This is a genomic window from Ramlibacter alkalitolerans, assembly GCF_016722765.1.
Taxonomy (GTDB): domain Bacteria; phylum Pseudomonadota; class Gammaproteobacteria; order Burkholderiales; family Burkholderiaceae_C; genus Ramlibacter; species Ramlibacter alkalitolerans.
Genome location: NZ_JAEQND010000005.1, coordinates 125,213 through 145,433, shown reverse-complemented (window position 1 = coordinate 145,433; position 20,221 = coordinate 125,213). Strand labels below are relative to the sequence as shown.

17 protein-coding genes and 1 pseudogene are annotated in these 20,221 nt (G+C 69.9%); 9 read left to right on the top strand and 9 right to left on the bottom strand.

Going from position 1 to position 20,221, the window contains the following annotated elements:
• Positions 1 to 2: 2 nt before the first annotated feature.
• Entirely contained in the window at positions 3 to 308 is a 306-nt protein-coding gene (locus tag JI746_RS28190; protein ID WP_330892980.1) for a thrombospondin type 3 repeat-containing protein, read from the bottom strand.
• Between the two features lie 145 nt (positions 309 to 453).
• Here JI746_RS28190 and JI746_RS10110 point away from each other — a divergent pair, with 145 nt between their 5' ends.
• Positions 454 to 1,785, top strand: a complete 1,332-nt coding sequence (locus JI746_RS10110; protein ID WP_201689074.1) for an aminotransferase class III-fold pyridoxal phosphate-dependent enzyme — start codon at positions 454 to 456, stop codon at positions 1,783 to 1,785.
• Between the two features lie 120 nt (positions 1,786 to 1,905).
• Here JI746_RS10110 and JI746_RS10105 read toward each other — a convergent pair whose 3' ends face one another.
• A complete protein-coding gene (locus tag JI746_RS10105; protein ID WP_201689073.1) occupies positions 1,906 to 2,655 on the bottom strand; it encodes a ChaN family lipoprotein in 750 nt (249 codons plus the stop codon).
• Between the two features lie 57 nt (positions 2,656 to 2,712).
• On the opposite strand from JI746_RS10105, the gene JI746_RS10100 reads away from it, so the two are divergent.
• Positions 2,713 to 3,768: an AbrB family transcriptional regulator gene (locus JI746_RS10100; RefSeq protein WP_201689071.1), complete on the top strand. Its 1,056-nt coding sequence runs from the start codon at positions 2,713 to 2,715 to the stop codon at positions 3,766 to 3,768.
• A gap of 74 nt (positions 3,769 to 3,842) precedes the next feature.
• Here the strand turns inward: JI746_RS10100 and JI746_RS10095 are convergent, their stop codons facing one another.
• Both JI746_RS10095 and JI746_RS10090 read right to left on the bottom strand, forming a co-directional pair.
• The gene (locus JI746_RS10095; RefSeq protein WP_201689069.1) at positions 3,843 to 4,115 is read right to left on the bottom strand and encodes a BTH_I0359 family protein; all 273 of its coding nucleotides are present in this window, start codon (positions 4,113 to 4,115) and stop codon (positions 3,843 to 3,845) included.
• Positions 4,116 to 4,234: 119 nt separating this feature from the next.
• The gene (locus tag JI746_RS10090) at positions 4,235 to 5,257 is read right to left on the bottom strand and encodes a DUF3108 domain-containing protein (RefSeq protein WP_236599739.1); all 1,023 of its coding nucleotides are present in this window, start codon (positions 5,255 to 5,257) and stop codon (positions 4,235 to 4,237) included.
• A gap of 99 nt (positions 5,258 to 5,356) precedes the next feature.
• On the opposite strand from JI746_RS10090, the gene JI746_RS10085 reads away from it, so the two are divergent.
• Both JI746_RS10085 and JI746_RS10080 read left to right on the top strand, forming a co-directional pair.
• The gene (locus tag JI746_RS10085; RefSeq protein ID WP_201689067.1) at positions 5,357 to 6,382 is read left to right on the top strand and encodes a fumarylacetoacetate hydrolase family protein; all 1,026 of its coding nucleotides are present in this window, start codon (positions 5,357 to 5,359) and stop codon (positions 6,380 to 6,382) included.
• Positions 6,383 to 6,560: 178 nt separating this feature from the next.
• A complete protein-coding gene (locus JI746_RS10080; protein WP_236599738.1) occupies positions 6,561 to 8,300 on the top strand; it encodes an OPT/YSL family transporter in 1,740 nt (579 codons plus the stop codon).
• A 52-nt stretch (positions 8,301 to 8,352) separates the two neighbouring features.
• Here the strand turns inward: JI746_RS10080 and otsA are convergent, their stop codons facing one another.
• From otsA to otsB, 3 genes are all read right to left on the bottom strand, one after another.
• The gene (gene otsA / locus JI746_RS10075; protein WP_201689517.1) at positions 8,353 to 9,756 is read right to left on the bottom strand and encodes an alpha,alpha-trehalose-phosphate synthase (UDP-forming); all 1,404 of its coding nucleotides are present in this window, start codon (positions 9,754 to 9,756) and stop codon (positions 8,353 to 8,355) included.
• A gap of 88 nt (positions 9,757 to 9,844) precedes the next feature.
• Positions 9,845 to 11,641 (bottom strand): glycoside hydrolase family 15 protein, encoded by a 1,797-nt coding sequence (locus tag JI746_RS10070; protein WP_201689065.1) that lies wholly within the window; start codon positions 11,639 to 11,641, stop codon positions 9,845 to 9,847.
• Positions 11,638 to 12,378, bottom strand: a complete 741-nt coding sequence (gene otsB, locus JI746_RS10065) for a trehalose-phosphatase (protein ID WP_201689063.1) — start codon at positions 12,376 to 12,378, stop codon at positions 11,638 to 11,640. The genes JI746_RS10070 and otsB overlap by 4 nt, the downstream gene beginning before the upstream one ends.
• A gap of 167 nt (positions 12,379 to 12,545) precedes the next feature.
• On the opposite strand from otsB, the pseudogene JI746_RS10060 reads away from it, so the two are divergent.
• The 4 genes and pseudogenes from JI746_RS10060 (at position 12,546) to JI746_RS10045 (ending at position 15,957) form a co-directional block, all read left to right on the top strand.
• Positions 12,546 to 13,343: pseudogene (locus JI746_RS10060) on the top strand (enoyl-CoA hydratase/isomerase family protein).
• Between the two features lie 10 nt (positions 13,344 to 13,353).
• Positions 13,354 to 13,806, top strand: coding sequence for a copper chaperone PCu(A)C (locus JI746_RS10055; protein ID WP_201689060.1), 453 nt, complete (start codon positions 13,354 to 13,356; stop codon positions 13,804 to 13,806).
• Positions 13,807 to 13,879: 73 nt separating this feature from the next.
• The gene (locus JI746_RS10050; protein WP_201689058.1) at positions 13,880 to 14,698 is read left to right on the top strand and encodes a PhaM family polyhydroxyalkanoate granule multifunctional regulatory protein; all 819 of its coding nucleotides are present in this window, start codon (positions 13,880 to 13,882) and stop codon (positions 14,696 to 14,698) included.
• Positions 14,699 to 14,706: 8 nt separating this feature from the next.
• Positions 14,707 to 15,957: an FIST signal transduction protein gene (locus JI746_RS10045; protein WP_201689056.1), complete on the top strand. Its 1,251-nt coding sequence runs from the start codon at positions 14,707 to 14,709 to the stop codon at positions 15,955 to 15,957.
• 165 nt (positions 15,958 to 16,122) lie between these two features.
• On the opposite strand, the gene JI746_RS10040 is transcribed toward JI746_RS10045, so the two are convergent.
• Complete coding sequence (locus JI746_RS10040; RefSeq protein WP_201689054.1) at positions 16,123 to 16,863, bottom strand: helix-turn-helix domain-containing protein; 741 nt, start codon at positions 16,861 to 16,863, stop codon at positions 16,123 to 16,125.
• A 136-nt stretch (positions 16,864 to 16,999) separates the two neighbouring features.
• On the opposite strand from JI746_RS10040, the gene JI746_RS10035 reads away from it, so the two are divergent.
• Positions 17,000 to 18,937: an MFS transporter gene (locus JI746_RS10035; RefSeq protein WP_201689052.1), complete on the top strand. Its 1,938-nt coding sequence runs from the start codon at positions 17,000 to 17,002 to the stop codon at positions 18,935 to 18,937.
• A gap of 112 nt (positions 18,938 to 19,049) precedes the next feature.
• On the opposite strand, the gene tgt is transcribed toward JI746_RS10035, so the two are convergent.
• Positions 19,050 to 20,210, bottom strand: coding sequence for a tRNA guanosine(34) transglycosylase Tgt (gene tgt / locus JI746_RS10030; RefSeq protein ID WP_201689049.1), 1,161 nt, complete (start codon positions 20,208 to 20,210; stop codon positions 19,050 to 19,052).
• Positions 20,211 to 20,221: the final 11 nt, after the last annotated feature.

Below are 20,221 nucleotides of genomic sequence, written 5' to 3'. Positions count from 1 at the left end.
CCTCAACGGCGCGAAGGATTGTTCGGTCGCCGGTCGTACGTGTTCGGGATGCCGTCGCCGTCGCGATCCATGTCGACGCGGTTGGGGATGCCATCGCCATCGCGATCGCGCAGCCCGCGCGCCGGTACGCCCTGGTAGACGGGATAGGACGGATAGGTACCGCCGTAGTACCCGTAGCCCGGGCCGCTCTGGTACACCGCGGTGGCCGAGACGCCGGGGCCGTAACCGTAGTAGGGATCGCCGTAGGTGGCGCAGCCCGCGAGCGCAGCCAGGGCCGCAGCCGCCGGCAAGAGGAGCAAGCTCTTCATGGAGGAACCTCCTGAGGTTATGCAGCCAGTTTCCGCACCGTTCGCCCATCCGGATGCAGGGTTGGTGCCCGAGCCCGCGTAGGACTGCCGAGGTCAGGGTCAGCGCGGCGGGGGCAAAATGGCGCCTCGTTCCAGGAGTTCCCCGATGGCCTACAACGACTTCAACATGGACAGCCACTGGCTGCCCTTCACGCCCAACCGCCAGTTCCGCAAGGAGCCGCGCGTGTTCACCGGTGCCGACGGCATGGTCTTCACGACCCATGACGGCCGCAAGGTGGTCGACGGCATCTCCAGCCTGTGGTGCGTGGGTGCCGGCCACAACCGCAAGCCGATCAACGAGGCGATCAAGAAGCAGCTCGACACGCTGGACTACGCCACCGCTTTCCAGGCGAGCAACGACCAGGCCTTCAAGGCCGCCGGGATGATCGCGGCGATGGCGCCCGGCGACCTGAACAAGGTGCTGTTCTGCAACTCCGGCTCCGAGGCGGCGGACACCTCGCTGAAGGTGGCGCTGGCCTACCACCGCGCCCGCGGCGAGGGCCACCGCAACGTCTTCATCGGCCGCGAGAAGGGCTATCACGGCGTGGGCTTCGGCGGCATGAGCGTGGGCGGCATTCCGGCCAACCGCAAGGTGTTCGGCCCGGCGCTGCTGCCGCGGGTGGACCACCTGCGCTTCATCCACGACCCGGCCAATGCGTACATCCACAACAGGGAACCCGAGTCGCAGGAAGACTTCCTGGCCGAACTCGAAACGCGCATCCTGCCGCTGCACGACCCGAGCAACGTGGCGGCGATCATCGTGGAGCCGATCGCGGGCTCGGCCGGCTGGTACATCCCGCCCAAGGGCTACCTGAAGCGCCTGCGCGAGATCTGCGACAAGCACGGCATCCTGCTGATCTTCGACGAGGTGATCACCGGCTTCGGCCGCATGGGCACCAACTTCGGCGCCGACTTCTACGACGTCGTGCCGGACATGCTGAACTTCGCCAAGGCGGTCACCAACGGCGTGATCCCGATGGGCGGGGTGATCTGCCGCGACCGCATCTACGACCAGATGATGAAGACCGACGCGGCCGAACACATCATCGAGTTCTTCCACGGCTACACCTACTCGGGGCACCCGGTGGCGGCCGCCGCGGCGATCGCCACGCTGGACCTGTACCAGCAGGAGAACCTGTTCGCGCGCGCCGGCGAGATGGGCAAGGTGCTGGGCGACGCCTTCCATTCCACCTTCAAGGGCCTGCCGAACGTGATCGGCATCCGCAGCCTGGGCCTGGCCGCGGCGGTGGAACTGGCGCCGATCGCCGGCTCGCCGGGCAAGCGCGCGTTCGAGATCTACCTGGACTGCTTCAGGAAGGGCGCCTTGGTGCGCCCGGCCGGCGACGTGCTCGTGATCGCGCCGCCGTACATCGTGGAGAAGCAGCACATCGACACGCTGGTGAATACGCTGGCGGATTCGGTGAAGGCGCACGCGTAAGGGAGCTTCCCCGTCACCCCCGCGCAGGCGGGGGCCCAGAGAAAAAAGGGCGCGTCGCGCCCTTTGCCTTTGGAAGCCCTGGATTCCCGCCTGCGCGGGAATGACGGCGACGGTGGTGCGCTACCCCGCCGCCTGCGGCCGCGCGCGGTGCTGCTCCTGCTGCTGCTTGAATTCCTGGCAGTAATCGCGACCGGTGTCCTGCGACGGCAGCAGCACCGAGCGCGCCACCAGCTTCGCCGGCAGGTGCTGCGGCACGCCCAGGTCCGGCAGCACGTGGCCCGAACCCGCCAGCAGCAGCACCGTCTTGCCCGGCGCCGTCGACGACGAGATCGTGCGGGCCATCGAGAGGTCGCGGGCGATCTGCACCCGCGTCATGGGCTGCACCTGCGTTTCCGGCAGCATGTCGCAGTGGCCGCGGCGGATCGCCTGCTGCTGCGCCTTCAGCGCCGGGCCGGGCAGCAGCACGTCCAGCGTGTCGTCCTTCATGGCATCGCGCATCTGCTCGCGCGAGAGATTGCCGCCCACCACCGGCACGCCGGCGCGCACGGCCGCCATGATGGCCGGCCCGTAACGCGCCCAGGGCCAGCCCGTGCCCTTGTTCCACTTCAGGGCCTCGCGCACCTGTTCTTCACTGGCGCTGCGGGGCAGGCCGGCGGTGCTGGTGCCGCGCTCTGCCATCTCGAGCGCCACGGCGCCCAGCTGCCCGCGCTGCGCCAGCGTGCTCACCCAGCGTTCCTGGATGCGGGCGTGGGCCTCGGCATCGTGCTGCTCGCCGATGAGGACGGCGTCGATGCCCTGGGTTTCCGGGACGGGGCCGAGGGTCGCGCAGCCGGCCAGCAGGAGGGCGGCGGCAAGGGAGATCAGGCGCATGGCCCCATACTACCGGCCCGGCGGCGCGCCGTTTGTCGCCGCGGTTGACGGTTCGCAATGTCCCTGCCATTTTTCCTGCGCGCGGCCGCCACGCTGCTGCTGGCCCTCGCTGCCGCACTCGCCTGCGCGTGGCTGCGCACGCCGCTGCCCTGGATGATCGGGCCGCTGCTGGCCACCTCCCTCGCCTCCATCCTCGGCGCGCCCACGCACAGCTGGCCGCCGCTGCGCAATGCCGGCCAGTGGGTGATCGCCGCGGCGCTGGGCCTCTATTTCACGCCGCAGGTGAGCGCGCTGGTGGCGAGCCTGTGGTGGGCGATCGTGCTGGCGGTGGCCTGGGCCCTGGGCCTGGGCTGGGCCTTCGGGCGCTGGCTGCATGCACGCCATGCCCCACGCATCGCCGGCGATGCGCGCACCCGCTGGGCCACGACCTACTTCGCCGGCGCGATCGGGGGGGCCTCCGAGATGACCCTGCTGGCGGAACGGGAGAACGGCCGCAGCGACCTGGTGGCGGCGGCGCACACCGTGCGGCTCATCATCGTGACGCTGCTCATCCCGCCGGCGATCCTCTACTCCGGCCTGCATGGCCTGGACAGCACCGTCCCCGGGGCGCGTGCCGTGCACCTGCCCGGGCTGGCGGCGCTGGCCGCCGCTACGGCCCTGGGCGCCTGGCTGATGGCGCGCACCGGCCGGGCGAACCCCTGGTTCATGGGGGCCCTCGTGGTCAGCATGGGCTTGACCATGGCCGGGATCGAGTTGTCGGCCTTGCCGAACGGCGCGACCAACGTCGCCCAGCTCGTGATCGGCGTGAGCCTGGGGGTGCGCTTCCGGCGGGAGTTCCTGCGGGCGGCACCCCTGTGGCTGCTGGACGTGGCGCTGGGCACCCTCGGCATGATCGTGCTGTGCGCCGGCTTCGCCTGGCTGCTGGCCTGGGGCACGAAGCTGCACGTGGCGACGCTGGTGCTCGGCACGTCGCCGGGCGGCATCGCCGAGATGGCCATCACCGCCAAGGTGCTGCAGCTGGGCGTGCCGGTGGTGACCGCGTTCCAGGTCTGCCGGCTGGTGGCCGTGCTGGTGCTGGTCGAACCCCTCTACAGACGGGTCGGGCCGCGCTGAGGCGGCCCGAGGGTGGGGAGCCTCCTCCGTCGAGGCTCCGGCGGCCCGGCCGTGCGGCCGGGCCTGTGATCGTGTCAGTGGATGACGAGCGGGTTCTGCGCCAGCTCGGCGTAGCCGTCCAGCGTGGCCTCGACCTCTTCCTGCGTCGGCGTGTTGAGCTGCCAGGCGTTGATCTGCCGCTGGAAGGCATCGGCCCACGTCCCGTCGAGGTAGACCTCCTTGTTGGAGCGCTTGTCGACGATCTCGAACCCGTGGCGGACCACCGGCGGCAGCGCCTCGCCCTCGGCAGGTTCGTTCGCCTGCAGATGCACCACCACAAAAGAATCGGAGTCGTAAAGCATTTGCATGATGTGTTCCTTTTGCCTTAGCTGGCTGCGGGAGACTTCGATTCAAGTGTGTCACTCAACTGGAAGCGCCGCATGGACCGGCCGGATTGGCCATGACTCCAATTTAGGTACCCCTCGCCTCAGCCCTTGTCGGTAGAGGACCACCGGTTGTCCACTGTGTCACCGTTCGGGTTTGTCAGACGCAGGCGCACGGGGGCGTAATCCATGCGGGGCGCGAGCCACAGTTCCAGCTTCTGGTCGTACTCGCGGCGAGGCAGTCGCTGCAGCTTCAATGCGTGCACCGTGCCTCCGGGCAAGGCGAGTTCCTCCTCGCCCTCCACCGAGAAGATCCAGGTGTCCGCTTCGCGCGTGCTCGCGGTGGGAACGAGCACCTGCGTGCCGGCCCGGTACTTCGCGGGCGCGCCGGCCACGAGCGCGGAGAGCTGCACGATCACGCTCAATCGGTCCTGCATGCCGCCTTCGATCGGCGCGTCGGGGCGGTTGTTGCTGAAGACCAGGCGCCCGTTGGCGCGATCGAAGTGCGTGGCCTGCTCGCTGCGGGCCTTGTCGGAGAAGTAGGCCGGCGCCAGCCCTTCGGGCGTGATGCGCCCGGTGCTGCGCTGCACCCGCGAGCCGACGATGCCGCTCGCCTCCAGGCGCGCCTCGTACTGCTGCCCGTCGTGGCGCCAGTCCAGCAGCGCCCGGCCGGCCAGCGCGAACGGGCCCTTCTGCACCGCCACTTCGTAGTGCAGCCGCGCGGGTGCGGGCAGGGAGACGGCGGGGGCGGGCGACGCCTCGGAGGCGCTAGCGGCCGGGGGCGCCGGGGGCGAGACAGGTGCGGGCGCGGGTACGGGCTGCGCCGGTGCGCTCCGGGGTGCGGCCGGTGGGTTCGGGCGTTGCGCCGCGGGGCGGGCCGCAGGCCGCGCCGCGGGCGCCCGCGGCGGGGACTGTTGGGAGGCGATCGGCGGGGGCCGGGGCGCCGGTGCCGGCGCGATCGGCAGCGGCGCTGGCGGTGCGATGCTGCGGGTGGCGAACGCCAGCGGCCGCAGGCGCGCCGGCCCGAGCTGGGGCGGCAGGCCTCGCAGGAGCACGAGGTGGACGGCGAGCACCATCACCGCCAGCGGCGCGAGCCGCCGCCAGGGAGCGGCGCCCGCGGCCTTCATGGCCGGTGGCCCTGGCTAGAATTACGTTGAGGCAAATTCATTCCGCGATGCGTAATGTCCGCCGGGCATTCTGGGGCGTGCGCACACCAAGGACCAAGCATGAAGCTGGCGACGTACAGGGATGGCTCGCGCGACGGGCAACTGGTGGTGGTCTCGCGCGACCTGCAGTCGGCCCATTATGCGACCGGCATCGCCAGCCGCCTGCAGCAGGTGCTGGACGACTGGAACTTCCTCGCCCCCCAGTTGCAGGACCTGTTCGACGCCTTGAACGGCGGCAAGGCACGCCACGCCTTCCCCTTCGACCCGGCGCAGTGCATGGCGCCGCTGCCGCGCGCCTACCAGTGGGCCGACGGCTCCGCGTACATCAACCACGTCGAGCTGGTACGGGCGGCGCGCAACGCGGAGGTGCCCAGGACCTACTACGAGGACCCGCTGATGTACCAGGGCGGCAGCGACGACTTCCTCGGCCCCTGCGAGGACGCGAAGTTCCTGAACGAGGACTGGGGCATCGACTTCGAGGCCGAAGTGGCGGTGGTCACGGGTGACGTGCCCATGGGCGCGACGCCGGACGAAGCGCTGGAGGGCGTGCGCCTGCTGATGATCGCCAACGACTGGAGCCTGCGCAACCTGATCCCGCCGGAGCTGGCCAAGGGCTTCGGCTTCTTCCAGAGCAAGCCGGCGACCGCCTTCAGCCCTGTGGCCGTCACGCCCGACGAACTGGGCGAGGCCTGGACCGGCGGGCGGGTGAACCTCGTGCTGCAAAGCGCCTGGAACGGCCGCAAGGTCGGGATGTGCGAGGCCGGCCCGGACATGACCTTCCACTTCGGCCAGCTCATTGCCCATGTCTGCAAGACGCGCAACGTCCGCGCCGGCTCGATCGTGGGCTCGGGCACCGTCAGCAACCGCGGCGTCGAGGGCGCGGGCGGCAGGACGGAATGGCCCAAGGGCTACAGCTGCATCGCGGAGAAGCGGGCCATCGAGACCATCCAGGACGGCAAGCCGACGACCGGATTCATGCGCTTCGGCGACACGATCCGCATCGAGATGAAGGGCAAGGACGGCCAGTCGGTGTTCGGGGCGATCGAGCAGAAGGTGGTGGGGCCGCAGGGCGTCACGCCCGGCTGAAGCGTTACGCCCGCCCGATTTCGTCACCCCCACCTGCTTCGTCACCCCCCCTAGAGCACGCGCGCAGCGCGTGAATGCGGAAGCCCTGGATTCCCGCCTCCGCGGGAATGACGGAAACCGAGCGCCAAGCCGTGGATTCCCGCCTCCGCGGGAATCGGGAATGACGGAAACTGCCTCCATGAGCGCCGCCTTCCCGGCCGGAAAGACCGCCCCCCGCTGGTCCTGGCTGCCCGCCCAGGGCAGCTGGCGCTACCACCTCCTGCTCGCTGCCGTCGGCATGCTGGTGCTCGGGCCGCTGGCCGGCGTGACGGCGGCGTACATGAACTTCTCGCTGGGCTTCTTCGTCGGCGGCCAGGTGCTCGCCGGCCTGCTCGGGTCCGCCGTCACCGCCGGCTACGGTGCCGACGGCAAGCACGGCGCCAACTACATCCAGACGGCCGCCGCGTCGGTCGCCAGCATGAGCGGCATGGCGGTGCTGGTGCAGGCCATGGTCTGGATGGGGCTGCCGCAGCCGCCGGCCTGGCAGCTGGTCGCCTATTTCGTCTGCGTCGGCATGTTCGGCGTCGGCGTCGGCATGCTCTACACGCCGGTGCTGGTCGACCGCCTGCGGCTCGCCTTTCCGTCCGGCCTCGCGGTCGCGAACATCCTGCGCGCCCTGACCGACACACGCCTGCTGCGGCACTCCGTGCGGCAGCTCGGAAGCGGCGGCGCGGCGGGCCTGGTCGCGGGCCTCGCCGGCAGCAGGCTGGCGTGGCTGGCCGCGATCGAGTTCTCCGCCTCCACGTTCGGCGCCGGCATGGTGGTGGGGGCGCGCATCGGCGTGGCGGCGGTGATGGGCGGGGTCATCAGCTGGGCGCTGCAGCCCTTCTTCGTCGCCATCGGCTGGCTGCAGCCCGGCGACCCGTTCCGCAAGATCACGTTCCTGATCGCACTCGGTGCGATCCTGGGCGCGGCGATCGTGGACCTGGCGCTGATCTTCCGGCGCGCGTTCCAGGACGCGCGCCGCGCGCGGGCGCCGCAGCCGCAGGACGATGCCCAGTGGCGCCAGGTCGATCGCGGCCGCCTGTGGCTGTGGGTGATCGCCTGGGCCGCCGCGACGCTCGCCACCGGCCACCTGCTGCTGCACCAGCCGCTCTTCTTCCTCGCCCTGGCGATCGCGCTGGTGTTCCTGTTCGCGCTGGTCAACGGCATCTCGGTCGGCGTGAGCGACTCGAATCCGATTTCCTCCGCCTTCGTCGTCTCGGTGGTGCTGATGGCGCTGCTCGGGCTCGCCGATGCGGGCGCGGGGCTGATGGCGGGCGCCATCCTGCTGGTCTCCACCAGCGTGGCCTGCGACATGCAGCAGGACCGCTCCACCGGCTGGCGCCTGGGCACGCCGCGCCGGCTGCAGTTCCGCTACCAGGTGCTCGGCATCCTCGTGGGCGCGGTGCTCGCGGTGGTCTTCGCGCGCCTGTTCATGGCGGCGTATCCGGTGCTGATGCAGGACCAGACGGTGATGAAGGCCGGCCAGCAGCCCGCCGAGTGGAGTTCCGCCATGACGTACAAGTTCGTCGGGGTGCTGCGCAGCCTGACCGACGACAAGCCGTACCAGCGCACCGCCATCGGCGTCGGCATCGCGATCGGCCTCGCCATCGAGCTGCTGCGCAAGGTCTTGCGGCCCAGGAACTTCGTGCTCGACGCCATCGTGCTGCCGTCCCCGTATGCGCTCTCGTTCGGCGGCTTCGTGAACCTGCCGACCTCCCTGTGGCTGGGCGCGGGTGGCGTGGTCGCCAGCCTGATCGGGCTGCGGGCGCCGAAGGAGCGCGAGTTGCCGGACGACATGAGCGGGACCTCGCTGTTCGGGGGCGGATTGATCGCGGGGGATGCGATCGCGGCGCTGGCGATCGGGGCGGCGGGGTTGCTGGCGGCGGTGTTTTGAGGAGCCCCCTCACCCCGGCCCTCTCCCGCAAGCGGGAGAGGGAGGAAGGCGGTCAGAGGCGCAGCCAGGAGGTGCCTTTTTCCTCCGCTTGCGTGCGCTCCAGCGCCGCCAGGAAGCTGTCGCACCACCAGTGCACGTCGTAGCGGCGCACGGTCTGCATCAGCGCTTCGTGGCGGGTGCGCCGCTCTTCGACCGGCATCTGCAAGGCCAGCAGGATGGCGGCCGCGGTGCCTTCGGTGTCGTAGGGATTCACCAGCAGGGCCTCGCCCAGCTGCTCCGCCGCGCCGGCGAAGCGTGAAAGCACCAGCACGCCGGGATCGTCGGCGTTCTGGGCCGTGAGGAATTCCTTGGCGACGAGGTTCATCCCGTCGCGCAAGGGCGTGACCAGGGCCACCCGGCTGGCGCGGTACAGGCCCGGCAGGCGTGCGCGGGCCACCGTGCGATGGATGTAGCGCACCGGCATCCAGTCCAGCTCGCCGAAGTTGCCGTTGATGGAGCCGCACAGGGACTCCAGCTCGTGCAGGATCTCCGTGTACGCATTGACGTTCTCGCGGCTCGGCGAGGCGATCTGGATCAGCGTGGCGCTGGAGCGCAGGTCCGGGTTCTTGGTGAGGAACTCGCGGAAGGCCCGCATCCGCTGCGGCAGGCCTTTCGAATAGTCGAGCCGGTCCACGCCCACCAGCAGCCTGCGGCGCGAGTACTCCCGGCGCATGCGCTCGTACATCTCCACCGCTTCGGGCGCGTTGGCCAGCGCGGTGAACTCCTGCACGTCGATGCCGATCGGGAAGGCGCCCGCCTGCACGGTGCGGCCGAAGGCGCGCCAGCGGCCCTCGTCCACCGGCTGCGCGTGCGCCTCCGCCTCGATGTAGCCGGCGAAGTGGTGCAGGTCCGCCTTGCTCTGGAAGCCGACCAGGTCGTACGCGAACAGGGCGCGGATCAGCCAGTCGTGGCCGGGGATCGCCGCCAGCATCAGCGGCGGCGGCAGCGGGATGTGCAGGAAGAAGCCGATGCGCTGCTTGCAGCCGAGCGCCCGCAGTTCCGCGGCGAGCGGGATCAGGTGGTAGTCGTGCACCCAGATCACGTCGTCGGGCCGCAGCAGCGGCAGCAGCTTGCGCGCGAACAACTGGTTCACGCGCCGGTAGCCGCCGATGTAGCCGGCGTCGAAGTCCGCGAGGTCCAGCCGGTAATGGAACACCGGCCACAGCACGCCGTTCGAGTAGCCGAGGTAGAAGGCATCGTGGTCCACCTGCGAGAGATCGACCATGGCCAGCGTCACGGGCCCGGCGCGCTGGAACAGCACGTCGTCGTCTTCGGCCGCGTCGACGATCTTGCCGCTCCACCCGAACCACAGGCCGCCCGTGTTGTTCAACACCTCCGCCAGAGCCACGGCCAGCCCGCCGGCGGCGGTCTTGCGCGGGTCCGCGATGCGGTTAGAGACGACGACCAGGCGGCTCATGCAGGGCTTGCGTTGGGCGTCGGGCATTGAGCGTTGGGCGTGAACGCGGGCCCCACGCCCAACGCCGAACGCCCGACGCGCGACCTCCTCATATCACCGTGTCCCACGGCGCCGACAGCCGCACCGCGGCGTTGATCGTCCCGACCATGGAGTAGGTCTGCGGGAAGTTGCCCCACATCTCGCCGGTGATCGGATGCGTGTCCTCCGACAGCAGGCCCAGGTGGTTGCGGCTCTTCAACATCACCTCGAAGATCTCGCGCGCCTGGGCCTTGCGGCCGATGCGCGCCAGCGCGTCGATGCGCCAGAAGGTGCAGATGTTGAACGCGGTCTCCGGCTTGCCGAAGTCGTCGGCCGCCTCGTAGCGGCGCATGTACGGTCCGTCGCACAGCGACTTCTCCAGCGCGTCGACCGTCGCCACGAAGCGGGCGTCGTTCGGGTCGATCATGTTCACTTCCGCCATCAGCAGCGCGCTGGCGTCGAGGTCGCGGCCGCCGAAGCTCTCGGCGAAGGCGCCGCGCTCCTCGCTCCACGATTCCTTCAGGATGCGGTTGCGGATGGTGTCCGCGCGCTCGCGCCAGTAGCGGATGCGTTCCGGCAGCCCCAGCGACAGCGCCACCTTCGCCAGCCGGTCGCAGGCGGCCCAGCTCATGAGGGCCGACGAGGTGTGGATGCGCGCCCGCGTGCGCAGCTCCCACATGCCGGCGTCGGGCGTGTCGTAGATCTTGAAGGCCTGCTCGCCCACCGCTTCGAGGTGCACGAACTCCGCGCGGCTGGCGCGCCGCATCAGCCGGTGGTCGTGGAAGGCCTGGGCCGCTCCCAGGATGATGTTGCCGTACACGTCGTGCTGGAAGTGCTCCTGCGCCTGGTTGCCCACCCGCACCGGCCCCATGCCGCGGTAGCCGGGCAGGTGCTCCAGGATGAATTCCGGCAGCCGCTCCTCCTGGCCGATGCCGTACAGCGGCTGGATGTGGCCGCCGCCGGAGCGGATCACGATGTTCATCAGCCAGCGCAGGTACTCCTCCATCGTCGCCACTTCGGAGATGGAGTTGAGCGCCCGCACGACGAAGAAGGCGTCGCGCAACCAGCAGTAGCGGTAGTCCCAGTTGCGCCCGCTGTTGGGCGCCTCGGGGATCGAGGTGGTCATCGCCGCCACGATGGCGCCGGTGTCCTCGTACAGCGACAGCTTGAGCGTGATCGCGGCGCGGATCACCGCGTCCTGCCATTCCAGCGGCAGCGCCAGCGCGCGCGACCACTGCTTCCAGTAGGCGATGGTCTCCTGCTCGAACAGGCGCGCCGTGTCCTCGATGCCGCTGGTGAGCGTCTCGTCGGGGCCCATCACGAAGTTCATCGGCCGATCGACGACGAAGAAGGTCTCGGCCAGGATGTACGAGATCGGCGCATCGGTGTTCACGCGCAGCGTCTGCCCCGGGCCGACGTAGCGGATGTGCGTGCTGCCCTGCGTGATCTGCGGCTTGGCGCGGCCCCATTCGAAGCGCGGGCGCAGCAGCACGCGCATGCGCGGCGACCCCTGCAGCACGCGCACCCGCCGCACCATCGTCATGGGCCGGAACATGCGGCCGCGGCTCCAGAAGCGCGGCGCGAAGTCGACGATCTCGATGCCCTGGCCGCGGTTGTCGTACAGGCGCGTGCGCAGCACCGCGGTGTTGGATTCGTATTCCTGCTCGCTGCGCTCGAAGCCCTCCAGCTCGAACTGCCACAGCGCGCCGTTCTCGCTCGGGTCGAGCAGGGCGTTGAAGACCGGATCGCCGTCGAAGCGGGGCAGGCAGCACCACATGATGCGGGCCTCCCGGTCGACCAGCGCGCTGTACGCGCAGTTGCCGATCATGCCCAGCGAGAGCGAGTTGGGATGCGTTGTCTTGTTCATGTCGTCCGGACGAAACGGGCGGCGAGGGCCGCCTCCAGTTCTTGTCGCAGCGCCAGCGGGTCGGGCAGGCGGCGCCAGGCGCACGTGGCGCCCTCGCCGACCTTGATCCCCACGCCGCCGAGGCCCTGCACGGCGGAGAAGCCGGCTTCGTCGGTCACGTCGTCGCCGATGAACACCGGCGTGCGACCCGTGAAGGGCTGCTCCCCGAGGAAGTCCACGATCGCGCGGCCCTTGCTGGCGCCGCCGGGCTTGGCCTCCACCACCATCTTTCCGCGCAGCAGGGTGATGCCCGGGGATTCGTCCACGGCCTGCTGCATCGTGCGCAGGCACAGGTCCTCCAGCTCCGGGCGCTGGCGGTAGTGCAGCGCGAGCGAGCCGCGCTTGTTCTCCACCAGCAGGCCCGGGTTCTGGGCCGCCAGCAGGCAGGCGGCTTCCTCCACCCGGTCCATCGGCTGCGTGTGCAGCAGGTGGATGTGGCCGTCCACACCCCGCCGTTCCGCGCCGTGCACGCCGGCGACCGGCAGTTGCAGCGGACTCAGGAAGCTGTCGATCTGCGCGATCGGGCGGCCGGAGATCACGGCGATCGCGCCGTGCAGGTACACGAGAAGGTCCTGCAGCACCACGATCAGCGGCTGCGGCACGTGCACCGCACTCGGCTGCGGCGCGATGTCCACCATGGTTCCGTCGAAATCCAGAAACAGGGCGCAGGAGGGATAGAGGATCTCCGCAAGCGTCATGCGACCGAACCGTAGCAGAACCTGCTGCCGCGCGGCGAGATGTCCGGACCATCGGCCTTCGTAGGAGCGGACCGACAGCCCGGCGGGAAGCTGCGCGCGGGCAGCCCGGCGGCGTCGAAAGCCGAGGTGGCCGGAAGGGTTGCGGGGGCTGGTCTAAGCTTGCCTGCATGGACTACGCCCGCTACGAAACCCTGCGCATCGCCCGCCGCGGCCCGGACGACTCGGTGCTCGACATCTAGATGAAGGCGGCCAACGGCAAGCTGCCGACCGCGGGCCACGCCGGCCATCGCGAGCTGGCCGAGATCTGGCGCGATGTGAGCGCCGACGACACGGTGCGCGTCGCGGTGCTGCGCGGCGAAGGCCTGGGCTTTTCCGGCGGTGGGGACCTGGCGCTGGTGCAGGACATGGCGAGCGACTTCGACATCCGCGGCCGGGTGTGGAAGGAAGCGCGCGACCTGGTCTACAGCGTAGTCAACTGCGACAAGCCGATCGTCAGCGCGATCCATGGCCCGGCCGTGGGCGCGGGGCTGGTGGCCGGGCTGCTGGCCGACATTTCGGTGGCGGCGCGCGACGCGAAGATCGTCGACGGCCACACGCGCCTGGGCGTTGCCGCCGGCGACCACGCGGCGATCGTCTGGCCGCTGCTGTGCGGCCTGGCCAAGGCCAAGTACTACCTTCTGCTCTGCGAGCCGGTGAGCGGCGAGGAGGCCGAGCGCATCGGCCTGGTGTCGCTGGCGGTCGACGGCGAGCAGCTGCTGCCCAGGGCCTACGAGATCGCGGACCGGCTGGCGCAGGGCAGCCAGAGCGCGATCCGCTGGACCAAGTATTCGCTGAACAACTGGCTGCGGCAGGCCGGGCCGGCCTTCGACACCTCGCTGGCGCTGGAGTTCATGGGCTTCGCCGGCCCCGACGTGCAGGAAGGCATCGCATCGCTGCGCGAGCGCCGCGCGCCCAGATTCCGCTGAAGGACCCGCCATGACCAAGCTTTTCGCATCCCTGCTGCTGGCCGGCGCCGCGCTGTCGGCCCAGGCGGCCAGCGCACCCGTGACGGTCCAGGGCGCCTGGGCGCGGCCCATCGTGCCGGGCCAGCAGTCCAGCGGCGCGTACATGACGCTGGTCGCCTCCGAGCCGCTCACGCTGCTGGGCGGCGAGTCGCCCGCCGCCGGGATCGTCGAGATCCACCAGATGAAGATGGAAGGCGACATCATGAAGATGCGCGCGGCGGAGAACCTCCCCCTGGTGCCGGGCAAGCCGCTGCAGCTCGCGCCCGGCGGCTACCACTTCATGCTGATGGACCTGCAGGATCCGTTCAAGGCCGGCAGCCAGATCCCGTTCACGCTGCGCTTCCGCGACGCCAAGGGCAAGGTCAGCACCGTGCAGCTGCGCCTGCCGGTGCAGAGGGTCGCGCCGCACGACGCGCATCGGTAGGACTTTGGTCGCCGCGCCGGCTTGCCTTCGGGTAAGCTGGCAACCCGACAACGGCCACCGGGGGAACGCAGCCATGAGCGACAAGGGCAACTTCGGGTTCGCGAAACTCGTCCCCGGATTCGATTTCCTGCAGAACCTGGCCAAGGGTGCCACGCAGAGCATTCCGCAGATGCCCCACCTGTCCAACTGGGTGGCGCCGACACTCAACGTCGAGGAACTGGAAAAACGCATCGCCGAACTGAAGGCCGTGCAGTTCTGGCTCGAGCAGAACGGCCGGGCCCTGTCCGCGACCATCCAGGCGCTCGAGGTGCAGAAGATGACGCTCGCCACCCTCGAAGGCATGAACTTCAGCATGGGCGAGCTGGCCAATTCGCTCAAGCTGAAGACGACCGAAGCGATGGAAAGCGGCGCCCGCAGGATGGGCGAGGCGGCCGAGGCGGCAGCCAGCGCGGTCAGCGGTGCGGCCGACGCCATGGGCGGGGCGGCGCGCAAGAAGCCGGCGGCCCGCAAGGCCGAAGAGGCCGAGCCGGGCGCGCCAGCCGAAGGCGCTGAATCCGGCGAGTCGGGCCAGGCCGCAGGCGCCGACAAGTCCGGCAAGGCGGCCGCTGCCGCACCGGTGGATCCCTTGCAGTGGTGGGGTGCGCTCACGCAGCAGTTCCAGCAGATCGCCGCCACCGCGATGCAGGACGTGGCGCAGAGGACCGACGCCGCCCGCAACATGGCCGGCGCCGCCGGCAAGGCTGCCGGCGGCACGGCGGTGAAGGCGAGCGCCAAGGCGCCGGCCACTCCCAGCGCGCGGGCCCCCAAGGTCGTGCCCGGCAAGGCCACCGCACGCAAGGCTCCGGCGCGCAAGGCGCGCGCGAAGAAGACGCCCGACAAGACCAGCGCCTAGGAGCCGCCATGCAGTTGTTCCCCTTCGGCCATGCCACGCACCCCCAGTGGCGGATGGCGGCCGGCCTCGTGCTGGCGCAACTGCGCGCCCAGATGACGCTGCACGGCTACGCGCCGACACCCACGCTGGGCCTGCTGTACATCACGGACCACTACGCGGCCTCGGCGCAGGAGATCCTCGACCACCTCGGCGCCGAACTGCCGGAAGTCACCGACTGGGCCGGCACCGTGGGCGTGGGCATCGCCTCGTCGAACGTGGAGTACTTCGACGAGCCGGCCATGGCGCTGATGCTGTGCGCCGTGCCCGCGCACCAGTACCGCGTGTTTTCCGGCGTCGCGCCGCTGCCGGGCACCTTCCGCGCGCACACCGCGCTGGTCCATGCCGATGCGGCGACGCCCGACGTCGCCGATCTGATCGCGGAGATGGCGGACCGCACGGCCACCGGCTACCTGTTCGGCGGACTCGCCTCGAGCGGCGCCGACGTGGTGCAGTTCGCGATCGGCGGCAACGGCAACCTGCGCGGGCAGGGCAAGGCGGGCGGCGTCTTCCGCGGCGGCCTGTCCGGCGTGGCGTTCACCGACGACGTGCAGCTGGTCTCGCGCATCACGCAAGGCTGCCAGCCGGTGGCGCCGGCGCGCAGCATCACGCAGGCGGACGGCAACCTGGTGGTGGAACTCGATGGCGAGCCGGCGCTCGACGTGCTGCTGGAAGACCTGCGCATCACGCTGGAACAGCCGCAGGCGGCGATGGCGGCGCTGCGCACCACGCTGGTGGGGCTCACGCAGGCGAGCGAGGATGTCGTCAACCGCATCGGCCACTTCGGCACCGACGTGGTGGTGCGGCACATCATCGGCGTCGACCCGCGCAGGCGCGGCGTGGCGGTGGCCAGCAAGGTCGACGAAGGCATGCGCCTGGCGTTCTGCCGGCGCGACGTCGAGGCCGCGCGGGCCGACCTGGTGCGCATCTGCACCGAGATCCGCGAGGAACTGGAGCCCGAGGAACTGCCGCTGGCCGCCGCCAGCGCCCTGGTGGCACCCGACCCGATCGCGCCGCCCAGCCCGCAGACCAGCCCCATCGCCGGCGCGATCTACGTCAGCTGCGCGGGGCGTGGCGGCCCGCACTTCGGCGGCCCGAGCGCCGAAATGCAGATCGTCCGCCGCGCCCTGGGCGACGTCCCGCTGGTAGGCTTCTTCGCCGGCGGCGAGATCGGGCGGAAGAACCTGTATGGCTATACGGGGGTGCTGACGGTTTTTCGTTGAACAGCCGAAAGGCGGACAGCCAAAAGGCGGACAGCCGAAACGCAGAAGCCGCAAAAGGGACGCCAAAACCTCGAAAGAAAGACATCTTTTTGGACTGTTCCTTTTGCGGCTTTTGCGAAACCTTTGCGGCTTTTGCGTTCGGCTGTCCGTGTCCCGCTTCCCGGTTCAGTTCCTGACGCGCCGCAACTGCGCGAACGCCGCGAATTCCCAGCTGCGCATGGCCAGCACCAGGGTGTAGCCCTCGCGCTCGGCGGCCGGCAGCTTCTGGTCGGCCTGGTGCTGCTGCGCGAAGTCCTGCGCCACGCGCTGCAGGCGGTCCATGAACGAGGGGGCGATGGCGCGGCTCACCGAGCCGTGGACCAGCAGCAGGCCCTCCGCCGGGCCGTCGAAGCCGCCGCTGAAGTAGTCCAGCACCGCGTGGTCGCGGAAGTAGTGCATCACCGGCCCGTGCGGCCGCCAGCGGAAGGTCTTCGCCAGCTTCAGGCGGTAGCGGTTCAGCGGCCGCAGCTCGATGATGCCGATGCGGTCCAGCGCCACGAAGTACTTGATGCACTCGGCTTCGCCCAGGCGGTACTCGGTCGTGACCTGCTCCAGCGTCCACTGGCTCAGGACGCAGATCGCGCACAGCAGCAGCTTCTTGTCGGCCACCACGGCCCGCTCCTGCTCCTGCGTGAGTTCGGTCACCAGCGGCTGCGCATCGGCGACGCGGCGCGCGAGTTCGGCGAAATCGAGCTTCAGCACGCGGCAGATCGCGTCGATGCGCGAGAGCGCCATGTCGCCCTTGGCCAGCATGCGCTTGACGCTCGACTCCGCCATGCCCAGCCCCCTGGCCAGCTCCGCGTACGTCATCTGCGCGGCTTTCAGCTCCTTCTTCAGGGCCAGGACGAGATCGGCGGTGGTGCTCATGAAAGTACTGTTTCGCGATACCGAAGGGGCTTGCGCACGGCAATGTAGCGGAATCGCAGCACTCGCAGCCGCCCACCACGCAGACTGCAGCCGTGCGCCCGATCCTGGGCGATCATCCCGACCGGAGGAGAACCGCATGGACACCGTCGCTGCCGACACCGCCGTGGGCGCCGCGCGCGAGGCGCATCCCAACCAGTTCGCGTTGCTGCGCCAGCGCCGCTTCGCACCCTTCTTCTGGACGCAGTTCGCCGGCGCCGCCAACGACAACCTGTTCAAGTTCGCCTTCACCGTGATGGTCACCTACCAGCTGCAGGTGGCCTGGATGCCGCCGGCGATGGCGGGCCTGGTGATCGGCGCGCTGTTCATCCTGCCGTACCTGCTGTTCTCCGCCACCAGCGGCCAGCTGGCGGACAAGTTCGACAAGCGCAGCCTGATCCTGTTCGTCAAGTGGCTGGAGATCGGCATCATGCTGCTGGCCACCTGGGGCTTCTTCACGGCCGACGTCGTCGTGCTGCTGGCCTGCACCTTCCTCATGGGCCTGCACTCCACGCTGTTCGGGCCCGTGAAGTTCGCCTACCTGCCGCAGCACCTGGACGAGCGCGAGCTCACCGGCGGCAACGGCATGGTGGAAATGGGCACCTTCGTCGCCATCCTGCTCGGACAGGTGGCCGGCGGCCTGGTGGTGGCCGTGCCCGCCATCGGCCCGCAGGCGGTCGGCTTCTGCTGCGTCGCGCTGGCCCTCATCGGGCGACTGGTCGCCCACGCGATCCCGGCCTCGCCGGCCAGTGCGCCCGACCTGCGCATCAACTGGAACCCGGTCAGCGAAACCTGGCGCAACCTGAAGCTCGCGCACGGCAACATCGTCGTGTTCCGCTCGCTGCTCGGGATCAGCTGGATGTGGTTCTTCGGCGCGGTGTTCCTCAGCCAGTTCCCTTCGTTCGCCAAGGAGGTGCTGCACGGCGACGCGCAGGTCGCGTCGCTGCTGCTGGTCGTCTTCTCGATCGGCATCGGCGCGGGTTCGCTGCTGTGCGAGGTGCTGTCGCGCCGCCACGTGGAGATCGGCCTGGTGCCGCTGGGCGCGATCGGCATGACCGTCTTCGCGGTCGACCTGTACTTCGCCTCGGGCGCGCTGCCGCCCTCCGCCGGCCTCACACTTGGCCAGTTCGTCGGCGTCGCCGCGCACTGGCGCGTGATGGCGGACCTGGCGCTGCTGTCGCTCTTCGCCGGCCTCTATTCGGTGCCGATGTACGCACTGATCCAGCTGCGCGCCGAGCCCACGCACCGGGCGCGCATCATCGCGGCGAACAACATCCTCAATGCGCTGTTCATGATCGGCAGCTCGGTGATCGCCGGCGCGCTGCTGAAGGCCGGCTGCACGATCCCGCAGATCTTCCTGTTGGTCGGCATCGCCAACGCGCTGGTCGCCGGCTACATCTTCCTGCTGGTGCCCGAGTACCTGATCCGCTTCGTGGCCTGGGTGGCGACGCACCTCGTGTACCGTTTCCGCGTGCGCGGCGAAGAGCAGATCCCCGTCAGCGGCCCGGCGCTGCTGGCCTGCAACCACGTGAGCTTCGTCGACGCCGTGCTGCTGATGGCGGCCAGCCCGCGGCCGATCTACTTCGTGATGGACCATCGCATCTTCCGGCTGCCGGTGCTGGGGACGCTGTTCCGCCTCGCCAAGGCGATCCCGATCGCGCCGCAGAAGGAGGATCCGGCCGTCTACGAAGCGGCCTTCGAACGCGCCGCGCAGGTGCTGCGTGCCGGCGACCTGCTGGCGATCTTCCCCGAAGGCGGCATCACGCGCGACGGCCAGCTGCAGCCGTTCAAGGGCGGGATCATGAAGGTGCTGGAACGCGCGCGCGCCGAGGGCGTGCAGCCGCCGGTGATCCCGATGGCGCTGACCGACCTGTGGGGCTCGTTCTTCAGCCGCGTCGAGGAGGGCAACGCGATGGTACGGCCGTTCCGCCGCGGGATGTTCAACCGGGTGGGGCTGAACGTGGGCGCGCCGGTGGCGGCGGGGCAGGTGCAGCCGCAGGTGCTGCAGCAGCGGGTGGCGGCGCTGCTTGCGGGGTGAGGGCTGGCCCGGCTCGTAGGCTGGGGGTGAGCCGCGACAGCGCGAACCCCAGCGCTTTCGCGCAGCGCTGGGGTTGCGCTTCGCTCCACCGCCAGCCTACGAAGGCGCCGCCTCAGATCCCCCGCTGGCGATCCTGTCCGAACGCTAAGGCGAACGCGGCGAAAGTCCCCAGCTCCAGCGCCTCCCGGATCTCGCGCATCAGGTTCAGGTAGAAGTGCAGGTTGTGGATCGTGGCCAGCATCGGCCCCAGCATCTCGCCGCAGCGATCCAAGTGATGCAGGTAGGCGCGCGAGAAGCCGCCGCTGACCGTGCCGTCGGGCCGGGTGGCACCGCGGCAGGTGTAGCAGCTGCAGGTCTCGTCCAGCGGGCGCGGGTCGCTGCGGTGCTTCGCGTTGCGGATCTTCAGGTCGCCGTAGCGCGTGAAGAGGTGGCCGTTGCGCGCATTGCGCGTCGGCATCACGCAGTCGAACATGTCCACGCCCTGCGCCACGCCTTGCACCAGGTCTTCCGGCGTGCCCACGCCCATCAGGTAGCGCGGCTTGTGCGCGGGCAGGCGGTGCGGCGTGTGCGCCATGATGCGCAGCATGTCCTCCTTGGGCTCGCCGACGCTCACGCCGCCGACGGCGTAGCCGGGGAAGTCCATGTCGACCAGCGCGGCGAGGGACTCCTCGCGCAGGTGCTCGTACATGCCGCCCTGCACGATGCCGAACAGCGCATTGGGGTTCGCGAGCCGCGCGAATTCGTCCTTGCAGCGCAGCGCCCAGCGGCGCGACAGCTCCATCGAGGAGCGCGCCTGCGCCTGCGTCGTGATGTGGCCCTGCGTGTCGTAGGGCGTGCACTCGTCGAACTGCATCACGATGTCGGAGTTCAGCGTGGTCTGGATCTGCATCGAGATCTCGGGCGTGAGGAACAGCTTGTCGCCGTTCACGGGCGACGCGAACTTCACGCCCTCCTCGCCGATCTTGCGCATCTCGCCCAGGCTCCAGACCTGGAAGCCGCCGGAGTCGGTGAGGATCGGCTTGTCCCACTGCTCGAACGCATGCAGGCCGCCGAACTGCTGCAGCACGTCGAGGCCGGGCCGCATCCACAGGTGGAAGGTGTTGCCCAGGATGATCTGCGCGCCCATCTCCTCCAGCGAGCGGGGCATGACGCCCTTGACCGTGCCGTAGGTGCCCACCGGCATGAAGATCGGCGTCTGCACGACGCCGTGGTTGAGGGTGAGGACGCCGCGCCGGGCCAGGCCCTCGGTTTTCAGGAGTTCGAACTTCAGCATGTCGGGGGAAG